This is a genomic window from Xanthomonas arboricola pv. guizotiae (assembly GCF_002940205.1).
Taxonomy (GTDB): Bacteria; Pseudomonadota; Gammaproteobacteria; order Xanthomonadales; family Xanthomonadaceae; genus Xanthomonas; species Xanthomonas arboricola_C.
In genome coordinates this window covers 88,160-100,608 of sequence record NZ_MDSK01000003.1, presented here as the reverse complement: position 1 = coordinate 100,608, position 12,449 = coordinate 88,160, and the positions used below count along the sequence as shown (strand labels likewise).

The following is a 12,449-nucleotide window of genomic DNA, read 5'->3' as shown; positions in this document are numbered from 1 at the left end:
GTTAAGCGCCCCTGTGCAAATTACGATTGCGTGAACATCGTCGCTTTGCGCGTCACGTTCCGTGGCTTTGCCGAATCTGGCGGATTTGTCGTTTGGTCGCGGTAATGCGATGCGGAGACACCGAAACGCGCACGAAACGCACGCGCAAAGCTGCAGCAATTGTCGAACCCGCTTGCCGCCGCAACCTCCCCGATCATCATCGAGGTATCGCGCAGCAGATCGGAGGCGCGCTCCAGGCGCAGGCGTGCTGACAGTGCCTGTGGGCTTTCCTCGTACAGGCTCTGGAATGTCTTGGAGACGTACCAGCTGGAGAAGTTGGTCAGCTGCGCCAGCTCGGCAATGCGCACCACGCGGTCGCTGTTGCCTTCCAGGTACAGCCGCGCGCGTTGCATGCGACCGAAGACCTGACGACGACGGCTGCGCGAACGCCCCGGGCAGCGCTGCTCCTGCGCGATGAAGTCGCGCTGCATCGCAGCCAGATGCAGCAACAACGGGCGTGCCGATGCATCGCCGCTCTGCGCAGCCGCGTTACGCCACAGACGCAGTGCAATGCGCAGATCGCCACGCGACAGCTGGCTGCGTCCCGGATACAACGTGGCGTCGGTCAACTCGGCCAGCGACTGCAGGCTGTCGCCATCCAGGCTGACGCCGACACAGAGCGCGCTGCGGTCGGCCTGTACGGTGGGATGGGATTCCTTGTCGAAGGCGATCCAGTCGCCGGCGCGCAGACGGAAGCGCCCTTCCTTGGACTCCACCCAGGCGCGACCGCGCAGCTGCACCCACAGCGTGAAGGTGGCGGCGGCGGTCCGGATGCTGCCCAGGCGCGAGACCGCCAGACAGGTCGTCGACGTCGGCTCGCTGGCACCGTCCAAGGAAAGTGCGAGCCCGCGATCTGCGGTGATGACCTGTTGCATGGTGGCAGCCCCCTGTACAAAAGAGGGCGTAGTGTTTTGCCGAATCTGGCGTCAGTCAGGAAGTTCCGACGAAGGTCTGCCGAAATTGCCACGAAGTCTTTCCGAAGAACTTACGAGGCGATTTTCCTGAACACGATCAAGAGGTTGGACATCACACCCAGCGGCGTGGCCAGGCGTTCCGGCAACGCCATGAAGGCGATCGAGCTGCCATCTTCCTCCGCCAGTGCCACGTACAGCGCACCGCTGCGCTGATCCACGCTGAAGCCGTTGATGGTGGTGTACTTGGCCACATCCAGGCAGTTGCGGTCACCGCCGCGCAGGTCGCTGTCATCGGCGGCGCAGGCGTCGGTGGACGACAGGTAATGCACCTGACCCCGCGCGCCCGGCGCCCAGCTGCGGTAGCGCCAGCGCGAGGGTTGCTGCGGATCGACCGGCTGCAAGGTGTCGGCCGCCAGCGACGGGGCGACCTGCCATAGCCCGCCACCGCTCAGGCGCGTCAGCAATACCTGGCCGCTGACCCGGTCCAGCCGCAGCTGCGAGACGTCCTGCAGCGACGCCAGCGCGCGCCATGGAACGCTGCGTCTGTCGTAGAGCGTGGCGAAGGTGCGTCCGTCCTCGGCGGCAGCCACCACCAACAACCGATCGGGATCGGGAAGATGGATCGCCTGCAACGGTCGCCGCTGCGGCACAGGTAGCCGCAGCGCCTTGCCGGTGCCCGGGGTCACTTCGAACAGTGCCGCATGCCCCTGGGCGTCGCTGCCGCTGACCAGCACGCGTTGTGAATCGGCCGACCAGTCGGCGGCCTGGCGCGCATCCGGCCGCAGGCCTTCGATCAGCCGCACCGAACCAGGCTTGCGGACATCGCCCCACCACAGGCCGTACGCACCGGAGCGATTGGAGGCAAAGATCAGCTGGCGCCCGTCCGGCGCGATCATCGGCTGGTCGTCGCGCCCGCTGGAGGGAAACAGCCGGCGGCGGATGTAGCCGCCATTCATGGGGTCGTGAATGACCTGATACACGCCGAATTGCGGTTTGCGCTGCACGAAGACCAGATCGCCCTGCGCCACATCCGGCGCCTGCGCATCGTCCACGCCGAGATCATGCAGGCTGCGGTCGACCAGATCGAGCCGGTACAGCCGCGCTTCGCTGTCCACACGGCGCCCGAAGATCAGGCCGCTGCCGTCGGGCAACCAGCTCCAGCCACGGATATCGGCGTTGTCGTGGGTCAGCCGCTCGGCAGCTCCGCCGCGTGCCGGAATGCGCCACAGATCGCCAAGCTGCGGGTTGCGCAGAAACACGATCCAGTGCCCGTCGGGCGAATAGCGCGGCGTGTAATCGAAGTCGGTCGGTTGCGCGCTGTAGCTCAACTGCTGCCATTGGCCGGTTTCCAGATCCAGCCGCCGCATGCGCGGCGCCCCGTGCGCGCCGGTCATGCTGCCGAACAGCAGGGCACGACCGTCCGGCGACCAACTGAAACTCAGCATGTCCGCGCCGTCACAGCGCGCCACCTCGCGTGCGGCGGCCGGGCCGTTGGCGGCGGCGATCATGATGCGACAGCTGCCATCGGGCGCCTGCCGCGAGAAGGCGATCTCGCGTCCGTCCGGCGACCAGGCCGGCAGTCGATCGGAGATACCGGCCGCCGGCGTATCGAGCACGCGCGGGTAGGCGTTGTTGGTGGTCTTGACCAGGATCGAGGTGCCCGCGCGATCGCCGGTCAGCGAGGCGTAGGCCACCATCGCCCCGTCCGGCGACAGGCTAGGCGTGAGATCGAAACCGCCGCCTGCGGTGATGATCTGATACGGGCGCTTGGGACTGCCCAGCACTGCCGAGGCCGCTGCCGCCTCTCGGTCGGGCGCGCGCATCCACAACGTCCGCGCCGCCAGCGCCAGCACCAGCACCACCAGCAAGGCCACGCTGGCCACCGCCAGTGCCATCCATCGGCGCTGCCGCACTGCAGCCGACGCAGGCGGAACCGATGCTGGAGGCTGCTGGTTTGCAGGGCTGCGCTCCAACGCGGTAGCGGCTGTGACGCCGGCGGTGCGGTTGCGCTCGTCGGGCTCATTGCCCAATGCGGTCACAGCCGTTGCAGGCGCGGCAACATCGGCCGGACTGTCCGACAGCTGCTCCCACGCAACCGGGGCCAGCAGGCGGTAGCCGGTCTTGGCGATGGTCTCGATATGTTCGAAGCGCTGGCTGCCATTGCTGGCCAATGCCTTGCGCAGTTGCGTGACCGCCTGGGTCACCACGTCGTTGGTCGGCAAGGTGTCGGGCCAGACCTCGGCCAGCAACTGCTCGCGCGTCACCACCTGGCCCGGCTGCCGCGCCAGCGTCAGCAGCACCGCCAGGGATTTCGGTGCCAGGCGCACGGCGCGCTTGGCGCCGGGCGCATGTACTTCACGCGAGGCGACGTCGACCACGCACTGGCCGACCCGTAACCGGCCCGGCGGCATCGCATTAGCGGGAGGAACACTCATCGGCAAGAACACGCATCGGCATGCAAAGGACTACAAAGAACGCAACGCGCACTTGGCGCGAAACGCCAAATTCAGCAAAGGACCACGACCAACTGTGTCATGCATCCATTTGGTGCAAATTTTACGCTATGCCCCGTTGCTTCCTACGACAGGTGGCGACGTCAGGCTCTCTCTCTCTCGCCGACGAACTCGAATAATTACGATGTCCCCTTCGCGCCTTCTGGCGCGATTTTTTTATCTGCGATTCAGCTAAATCAGCCGAAACCCTTATCGACTGGAATCGCTTGCAACCCGGTCGTAACGCGGCACTTGCGAGCCGCGCTGCAATCTGTTTTATACAAAACTGAATTTTTCCTAAGCAGGCGCTACATCCGGTCTGTGAAGCGCTGCCATCTCGCGCGTCAGGTGGCGCGATAGACCTGTGCACCCTGCGCGACAAATTGCGCGGACTTTTCCTGCATGCCCGTCGATAGCGCTTGCGCCTCGCTCATGCCGTGCTCGGCCGCGTAATCGCGCACGTCCTGGGTGATCTTCATCGAACAGAAATGCGGCCCGCACATCGAGCAGAAGTGCGCCAGCTTGTGCGCGTCCTTGGGCAGGGTCTCATCGTGGAACTCCCTGGCCTTTTCAGGATCCAGGCCAAGATGGAACTGGTCGTCCCAACGAAACTCGAAACGCGCCTTGCTCAAGGCGTTGTCGCGCACCTGCGCGCCCGGATGCCCCTTGGCGAGGTCGGCCGCATGCGCGGCGATCTTGTAGGCCATGATGCCGTCGCGCACGTCCTGTCGGTTGGGCAGGCCCAGGTGTTCTTTCGGAGTGACGTAGCAGAGCATGGCGGTGCCGAACCAGCCGATCATTGCCGCGCCGATGGCGCTGGTGATGTGGTCGTAGCCCGGTGCGATGTCGGTGGTCAGCGGCCCCAGGGTGTAGAACGGCGCCTCGCCGCATTCGCGCAGCTGCTTGTCCATGTTTTCCTTGATCAGCTGCATCGGCACATGCCCCGGACCCTCGATCATGGTTTGCACGTCGTGCTTCCACGCCAGTTTGGTCAGCTCGCCCAGCGTTTCCAGCTCGCCGAACTGGGCTGCGTCGTTGGCATCGGCAATGCAACCCGGGCGCAGGCCATCGCCCAGCGAGAACGCCACGTCATAGGCCTTCATGATCTGGCAAATGTCTTCGAAGTGCGTGTAGAGGAAGTTTTCCTTGTGATGGGCCAGGCACCACTTGGCCAGGATCGACCCGCCGCGCGAGACGATGCCGGTGACCCGTTTGGCCGTCAGCGGCACATAGCGCAGCAGCACGCCGGCGTGGATGGTGAAGTAATCCACGCCCTGCTCGGCCTGCTCGATCAAGGTGTCGCGGAAGATCTCCCAGGTAAGCGCTTCCGCACGCCCGTCGACCTTTTCCAGCGCCTGGTAGATCGGCACCGTGCCGATCGGCACCGGCGAGTTGCGGATGATCCATTCGCGCGTTTCGTGGATGTGCCTGCCGGTGGACAGGTCCATCACCGTGTCGCCGCCCCAGCGGATCGACCACACCAGCTTTTCGACTTCTTCCGCGATGCCGGACGACACCGCGCTGTTGCCGATGTTGGCGTTGATCTTGGTCAGGAAATTGCGACCGATGATCATCGGCTCGCTTTCCGGGTGATTGATGTTGTTGGGCAGGATCGCGCGGCCGCGTGCGATTTCGTCGCGCACGAATTCCGGCGTGATGCGTTGCTGGATCGCGGCACCGAAGGCTTCCCCCGGATGCTGCTTGCGCAGCATCGCGTCGGCCACCGCTTCCAGGCGCTGGTTTTCGCGGATCGCCACGAACTCCATTTCCGGGGTGATGATGCCGCGCCGCGCGTAATGCATCTGGGTGACGTTGGCACCCTCGCGCGCCACGCGTGGCAGGCGCCGCGCAGGAAAACGCACCGCATCCAGGCGCGCATCGTGCTCGCGGCCGCGGCCGAAGCTGGAACTCAGGCCATCCAGCGCCACGGTATCGCCACGCTCGGCGATCCAGCGCGCGCGCAGCGGCGCCAGACCGGCGGCAAGATCGATCGCGGCATGCGGGTCGGTATACGGCCCTGAGGTGTCGTAGACGCTCAGCGGCGCATTGTCCTCGCCACCGAACAGGGTCGGTGTGCGGGTCAATGCAATCTCGCGCATCGGCACCTGCAGGTCGGCGCGCGAGCCCTGCACGAAAATCTTGCGGGAGCCTGGAATCGGCTGGGTCACAGCCTCGGACAGCGACTGGGCTTGTTGCTGCAAAACGGTCGGCGCGGCATTCATGGCGTTCGTCCTGTGTGCTGGAAGACCAGCACCCACGGCGCTGGCCCTGCGAAGGATTCGCAGGCGGACGAAGCGGCGGCGCTCAATGGCGATGCGCCCGTACAGGCACGGACCATCGCATCTAACGAAGCTTCCCTACGCCGGTATCAGCCGGATCAGGTTCGAAGGGACTATCTCAACCGCAGCGCACTGCGGTACCCCCACTTCGGCGGCGATTAAACCACATCGCACCCTGCGCGGCTGAAAAAATATCGCGGGGCGTCGGCAACGCGCCCGCACCGAGTGCGCCAGCGGCGCATGCCGTTCTGGGCAGCGAACGCTGCCCACCTGGCAGAGCGTGCAGCAGTAGCCTCGCCTTCCACAGGGACATATGTCTCCGCCTGCCACCGCAGGTCGACGGTGCACATGCACGGCCTCCCCACGGCATTGCATGGCGCGACCGCGCACTGCGCGCGCCGCGCCGCAACAAGACACCGATCGGCGAAAAACGGTGGCGACACCCGCTCGTTAAATTTCCGCTAAGCCTGCGTGTCGTGCCGATGAAGATGTACATGCGCAGGTGCCATCCAACGGGGATCGCGCTGTCGTTCCTCCTCTACCGGGAATCGCCGTACACATGACTATGTCCACGCTCCACCCGACCCTGCGTCGGGGCTCGCTCGCGATCGCCATCGGCCTGTGCATCACCACCAGTGCCGTTGCCCAGGAACAGACAGACAAGAGTCCGACCAATCTGGACAAGATCGAAGTCACCGGCTCACGCATCCGCTCGGTCGATGTGGAAAATTCGCAACCGGCGCTGGTGCTCACGCGTCAGGACATCGAAAAGCAGGGCCTGACCTCGGTGGCCGATGTGCTCAAGCGCATTCCCTCCAACGGCGCAACCATGAACTCCACCGTCAACAACGGCGGCGACGGCTCGGCCACCGTGAGCCTGCGCAACCTGGGTGCCTCGCGCACCCTGGTGCTGGTCAACGGACGGCGCTGGGTGTCTGGCCTGTCCGGCTCGGTGGATCTCAACACCATTCCGTCGGCCATCGTGGAGCGGGTGGAAGTGCTCAAGGACGGCGCCTCGTCGATCTATGGTTCCGATGCCATCGCCGGTGTGGTCAACATCATCACCCGCAGCGATTTCGATGGTGCCGAGGTCAATGCCTACGTCGGCCAGTACGGCCAGGGCGACGGTCAGCGCACCGCGTTCGATGCCACCGTGGGCGCCACCAGCGAGCGCGGCAACCTGGTGATCGGGCTGTCCAGCGTCAAGGAAGACGCGGTGATGGCAGGCGACCGCGCGATCTCGGCCGAGCCGGTGTATGGCGCAGGGTCGTCGGCATACAGCAGCTACTCGGCAAGTGGCCGTCTGCGTGCAGGTGGCAACAGCGGTGCCTGGACCGTGTTGCCCGGCAGCGCAACCGCCAGCGGCGACAGCAATTATCCGCGCTACGGCCTGGACCAGTACACCGCCTTCAATACCTCCGACTACGGCTACAACTACGCCAAGGACAACTACCTGGTCACACCGCAGAAGCGCGACGCCTTGTACGTGATCGTCAATGGCATCTTGTCGTGCCTGGACAGCGGCGGCGCAGTCATCGCCGGCTGCGTGCCGTTCAATCCCTTGTCGCCGGCCGGTGGCGTGACCCAGGAGATGCTGGACTACATCCTGTTCACCGCGCACAACACCTACCAGTACAAGAACAGCAGCTTCACCGCCAACCTCACCGGCGACCTGTTCGAGCTTCCCGCCGGCTGGATGAGTTTCGCCGCCGGTGTCGAACACCGCGAGGAAAGCGGCTTCTCCTCGCCGGACGCCTTGATTTCGGCCGGCTACACCTCGGGCAATTCATTCACGCCGACCTCCGGCTCGTACACGCTCAACGACTACTACACCGAAGTGGCGATTCCGCTATTGAAGGATGTGGCCGGTGCGCAGTTGCTGGAATTGAGCGCAGCCGTGCGTTACTCGGACTACAACACCTTCGGCAGCACCACCAACAGCAAATTCGGCTTCAAGTGGAAGCCGGTCGCCGACCTGTTGATCCGTGGCAACTACGCCACCGGCTTCCGCGCGCCATCGATCGAAAACCTGTACCTGGGCGCATCGGACAGCTTCGATACCTATTCCGATCCCTGCTCGACCAACAGCGCCTCCTACACCGGCGCGATTGCCGCCGCGTGCTCGGCCGGCGGCGTGCCAGCCAATTACGTGGCCGAATACAACAGCGCCAGCGGCAACTCCGGCCAGACCATCTATCCGTTCACCTACACCAGCAACGCCCACCTGCAGCCGTAAAAGTCCAAGAACGCCACGCTCGGTTTCGTCTACAGCCCCGCCTCGGTGCAAGGCCTGGATGTGTCGCTGGACTGGTGGAAGATCAGGATCACCGACGCCATCACCGAATTCAGCGCCAACCAGATCCTGTCGCAGTGTTACCAGTTCAATGTCTCGGCGTTCTGCGACCTGGTCACCCGCGATGCCACCGGCGCCATCACCGGCCTGGTGATCCAGCCGGTGAACGTCGGCGAGCAACGCATGCAGGGCTACGATTTCACCGCGCGCTACAAGCTGCCGCAGACCGCGATCGGCCAGTTCATGCTGACGCTGGATTCGACCTACGTGGCCGTCAACGGGCAGAAGCAGGACGACAATGCGGCCTGCTTTGGGGGGTCGTTGTGCATGTGCCAGGGCTGACACGCAGGCGGCCGCCTGGCACGCAGCACGCCAGCGGCGCCATGCAGGGACATTTCCACGGCACATCACCCCGCTAGCCTGCAGTCACTACAACAAGAAACCTGCTCTCTCTCCCTGCCGCCGATCTTCGGCGGCTTTTTTTTGCGACCTACTTGCCACAGCCATCGCCGGTTCGTTATCGTTCTGTGAAACAGGGGATGGACGACGCAGATGCAGGGGATGCACCGGTGTGGCTGGGCAGCAGTGCTGCTGATGGGGTTGTTTGCAGGGCCCGCGCAGGCCGCCTCCCCGCCGCCTGTCGAGGCGTTCGTCGAATCCGGTCCGATCTCCTCGCCGGCGATGTCACCCGATGGAAAGCATCTGGCGGTCAGCGCGGATCTGGGCGATGGCAACTATGCGCTGGTGGTCTACCGCATCGCCGGCATGCAATCCACCACCATGCTGCGCTTGCCGCGCTATGAATTGCCGGTGCGCATTGCCTGGGTCAGCGACCGCCGGCTGGTGATCGGCAAGGGGCGCAAACTCGGCTCGCTGGAAGAGCCCGTGCCGATGGGCGAGATCATCGCCACCGACCTGGATGGCAGCAATCAGCGCTATGTGTATGGCTACCTGCAAAGCACCCGCAATGCCGGTCTGGAGCGCGGATTCGGCTATATCGAGGGCCTGCCGAGTCGCCGCAACGGGCACTTCTACATGCGGCGTCTGTCGCTGGACTCGCGCCATTCGATGCTCTACGACGTCGACGCCAACACCACCACCCATCGGCTGATGGCCGACATCGACGTCCCCGATCTGCGCTTCGTGCTCGACCGCGATGGCGTGGCGCATTACGCGTACGGCAGCGACGACAACGATAACCCCTTGCTGTTCCGCCGATCGGGCAATGGCTGGTCGCCGATGACCCAGGTCCAGGCCAACTGGCGACCGATCGCATTCGCGCGCCAGCCGGGCCGCCTCTATGGCTGGTACAGCGAGGCCGGCGGCCCTGCAGTCCTGGTAGCCACCGATCCCGATGGCCAGCAGCGCAGCGTGCTCGCATCGGACCCGTTCTACAGCGTGGACGACCTGCAATGGGGTCCGGCGCCGCAAACGCCGTTTGCTGCACGACTGGGACCAGGGCGGCCGACACTGCGCTATTTCGGGCAGGACACCGCCGAAGCGCAACTGCACCGGAGCCTGAGCCAGACCCTGGCCGGCCAGTACGTGGACTTCATCAATTTCACCGAGGACGGCAATGGCTTGCTGCTGCGGGCCTACAGCGACCGCGATGCCGGAGCGTGGTACGTCTTCGACCGGCCGAGCAATACGCTCAAACTCGTCGTCAAGGCACGCACTGCATTGCAGGCGGCGCAGATGAGCGAGCGGCGCATGGTGAGCTTTCAAGCCAGCGACGGCTTGACCCTGGACGGCGTGCTCACCGTTCCCGGCACCGCCGCTAGCGGGGTGCGCTTGCCGATGATCCTGCTGCCGCACGGCGGCCCGCATGCGGATGGCGATGGCTGGGCCTTCGATACCGACGCCCAGTTCCTGGCCAGCCGCGGGTATCTGGTGCTGCAGGTCAACTATCGCGGCGGCCAGGGTCGTGGCAACCGGTTCGAGCGCGCCGGGTATCGTCAGTGGGGCGAACGCATCCAGGACGATCTGATCGATGGCGTTCGCTGGGCGGTGGGCCAGGGACTCGCCGATCAGGCGCGCATCTGCAGCTATGGCGCCAGTTTCGGTGCGTATGCCGCCATGATGGTGCAGGTCAAGGCGCCGGAGTTGTTCCGCTGCGCGGTCGGCGTGGCGGGTATCTACGATCTGCAGATGATGTACAGCAAGGGCGACATCAATCGCAGCGAGTACGGCCTGAATTATCTGGAGCGCGCCATCGGCCGTGATGCCGCCGAACTGGCCGCGCATTCCCCGGTGATGTTGGCCGACCGCATCAAGGTGCCGGTGCTGCTCGTGCACGGCGAAGAGGACGAGCGCGCCCCGTTTGCACAGGCCAAGAGCCTGCGCGCGGCATTGACGCGCAGCGGCAACGCGCCGCAGTGGATGGCCGTTGCCAAGGAAGGGCATGGCTTCTACAAGGAGGCCAATCAGGTCACGTTCTATCGCACCCTCGAACGCTTTCTGGCCGAGCAGCTGGGTGGCAACCTCGCGGCGGCGACGTCCAGTGCCGCATCCGCTGCGCCGCAGTGACCACGCAAGCTATTCCAGCGTATAGCCCACCCGCAAACCGCCCCAGTGCTTGCGGCCGACGTAGATCGGGGCCGACAGGTCGAACATGATCTGGCCGGTGTCGCGGCGGTAGACCTGCAGGCGATACGGGTCGGTGTGCGCGCCCACGCTGCGGCCGACGCGGTCGGTGAACTTGCGCTTGGTGCGGTTTCCGAGCAGATCGCGCTTGGGATCGCCGGTCAGCGGCTGGGTGAAGCGCAGATTGTGCGTAGGCACGTAGCCGTCGGGATTGGCGCAGATGGCGAACACGATCCAGGGATGCGCATCCAGCAACGGCTCCTGCAGGGCGGGCAACACCTGGTCGCAAAGCGCATCGAAGTCGGTGCTGAACTTGGCGGGCTCCACCCCGGCAATCGGCGTGTAGGTGCGGGCGAACAGCGCCGCTTCGTCGATCTGGCCGCGCGCGATGGCCTGTGTCAGGGCTGTACCGATACGCGCGGCGGTCGCCACGGCGAGTTCCTTGACGCGCGCGTGCCGGGGCACTGTCAGCGGATCGGCCGGCAGACGGAACAGGCCCACGCAATCGCGCAGCGTTTCGGTACCGCGCTCCAGCGCCTCGCTGCGTTCGGCCACATGCGCGGCATGCTGCAGGTTGCTGCGCCCCAGCGCCACCACGCCATCGACGGCACGTTCGATGCCGCGGATCTCGCTGTCCTGTGCCTGGATCCGCCCGGCCACCGTGGTCATCGCGCTGCTGGCCTGGCCGAGCACGCGGGTGATGCCATCGAGCACCGCTTCGGTGCCGCGCGCGGAGGCCGCGCCCTCGCCCACCGCAGCGCTGGTTTCGGCCAGGATCCCGCGCACGTCGCGCGCTGCCGCTGCCGCCCGTTCGGCCAGGCGGCGGATTTCGGTGGCGACCACCGCGAACCCGCGCCCGGCATCGCCGGCATGCGCGGCTTCGATGCCGGCGTTGATCGAGAGGATATTGGTCTGGAACGCTACCGAGTCGATGACTTCGATGACCTCGCCGGCACGTGCGGCGCGGCGTTCCACTTCGTGCATGGCCTGGCCCAGCGCATGTGCGGCGGCGACGCCCTGACGCGCGCTGTCGTCGGCACTGGCGGCCAGCGCAATCACCTGCGCCAGATCGGCATTGACGTCGTGCAGGCTCGAAGCAAGGCGCTCCACCGCCGTGCGGGCGCCATCCAGTGCTTCGGTCTGCGCCTGCGACTGACGCACCATCTCGTCGTTTTCGGCCACCAGCGGCGGCACTTCGGCGGCGATCTGCACCGACAACGCCACTGCCTGGCGGATCGCCTCGGCCAGATTGCCGAAGCCGGCCTGCAGCCGGCGCCCCATGTCGGTCTCCGCCAGACCGGGCGGCAGCAGCAGTTCCAGCTCGCAGCCGGCCAGCGCCAGGGCGGTGCGTTCCAGCACGGTGCGGTCTTCGTGCTCGGCCTGCAGGCGCGCCACCAGCGGCTGCAGCAGCGGCGAGATCGGTACCGGCCGGCTGTCTTCAGCCAGGCGGGTGGCTTCGCGCAGCAGGATCGCGGTTTCCACATGCGGCAGCGACAGCATCCAGCCACCGTGCTCGCGGTCGCGCACGTAGCGCACGCGCCGGGCCGGGTCATCGCCCGGGGCCGCCCAGACGCCGTCTTCGCCGACCAGATCGGCTGCGCGCAATCCCCACAATACCGACGCCGGCGCGCCTTGCAGCTCGTCGGCGGTCTTGCCCAGGACGTCCAGGCCTGCACGGTTGCAGGCCAGCACGCAGGCCTCGGCCGATAGCCGCAGCAGGGCGACCGGTGCATCGGGGAGCAGCGTCGCGTGCGTTCGCGACGGCGGGTCGGGCTGTTGCATCGAGCTCATGGGAATTCCTAATCCATCACCATCATTAGCGGCGCACTGCGGCTGCAATTGAGCGGCG

Annotated in this window: 5 protein-coding genes, 1 pseudogene and 1 riboswitch; of the genes and pseudogenes, 2 read left to right on the top strand and 4 right to left on the bottom strand. The window is 65.7% G+C overall.

Going from position 1 to position 12,449, the window contains the following annotated elements; all coding sequences use genetic code 11:
* Positions 1-20 precede the first annotated feature (20 nt).
* The 3 genes from XarbCFBP7408_RS02925 to thiC all read right to left on the bottom strand — a co-directional run bounded on the left by XarbCFBP7408_RS02925 (position 21) and on the right by thiC (position 5,667).
* Positions 21-914: a helix-turn-helix domain-containing protein gene (locus XarbCFBP7408_RS02925; protein WP_104561236.1), complete on the bottom strand. Its 894-nt coding sequence runs from the start codon at positions 912-914 to the stop codon at positions 21-23.
* A gap of 110 nt (positions 915-1,024) precedes the next feature.
* Positions 1,025-3,364, bottom strand: a complete 2,340-nt coding sequence (locus XarbCFBP7408_RS02920; protein ID WP_104561234.1) for a winged helix-turn-helix domain-containing protein — start codon at positions 3,362-3,364, stop codon at positions 1,025-1,027.
* 425 nt (positions 3,365-3,789) lie between these two features.
* Positions 3,790-5,667: a phosphomethylpyrimidine synthase ThiC gene (thiC, locus tag XarbCFBP7408_RS02915; protein ID WP_104561232.1), complete on the bottom strand. Its 1,878-nt coding sequence runs from the start codon at positions 5,665-5,667 to the stop codon at positions 3,790-3,792.
* A gap of 114 nt (positions 5,668-5,781) precedes the next feature.
* A riboswitch (TPP riboswitch) is annotated at positions 5,782-5,879 on the bottom strand.
* Positions 5,880-6,310: 431 nt separating this feature from the next.
* On the opposite strand from thiC, the pseudogene XarbCFBP7408_RS02905 reads away from it, so the two are divergent.
* Both XarbCFBP7408_RS02905 and XarbCFBP7408_RS02900 read left to right on the top strand, forming a co-directional pair.
* Positions 6,311-8,323 (top strand): annotated as a pseudogene (locus XarbCFBP7408_RS02905) (TonB-dependent receptor plug domain-containing protein); the annotation flags it as partial.
* Between the two features lie 246 nt (positions 8,324-8,569).
* On the top strand, positions 8,570-10,543 hold the full coding sequence (locus XarbCFBP7408_RS02900) for a prolyl oligopeptidase family serine peptidase (protein ID WP_104561228.1): 1,974 nt from the start codon (positions 8,570-8,572) through the stop codon (positions 10,541-10,543).
* Between the two features lie 9 nt (positions 10,544-10,552).
* Here XarbCFBP7408_RS02900 and XarbCFBP7408_RS02895 read toward each other — a convergent pair whose 3' ends face one another.
* Positions 10,553-12,391: a methyl-accepting chemotaxis protein gene (locus XarbCFBP7408_RS02895; RefSeq protein WP_181106155.1), complete on the bottom strand. Its 1,839-nt coding sequence runs from the start codon at positions 12,389-12,391 to the stop codon at positions 10,553-10,555.
* Positions 12,392-12,449: the final 58 nt, after the last annotated feature.

What these genes read in the sequence shown, in the direction of transcription:
- XarbCFBP7408_RS02920 (WP_104561234.1), bottom strand. Translation starts at nt 3,364, where the DNA reads ATGCCGCCGGGCCGGTTACGGGTCGGCCAGTGCGTGGTCGACGTCGCC.
- thiC (WP_104561232.1), bottom strand. Translation starts at nt 5,667, where the DNA reads ATGAATGCCGCGCCGACCGTTTTGCAGCAACAAGCCCAGTCGCTGTCC.
- XarbCFBP7408_RS02900 (WP_104561228.1), top strand. Translation starts at nt 8,570, where the DNA reads ATGCAGGGGATGCACCGGTGTGGCTGGGCAGCAGTGCTGCTGATGGGG.
- XarbCFBP7408_RS02895 (WP_181106155.1), bottom strand. Translation starts at nt 12,391, where the DNA reads ATGAGCTCGATGCAACAGCCCGACCCGCCGTCGCGAACGCACGCGACG.
- XarbCFBP7408_RS02925 (WP_104561236.1), bottom strand. Translation starts at nt 914, where the DNA reads ATGCAACAGGTCATCACCGCAGATCGCGGGCTCGCACTTTCCTTGGAC.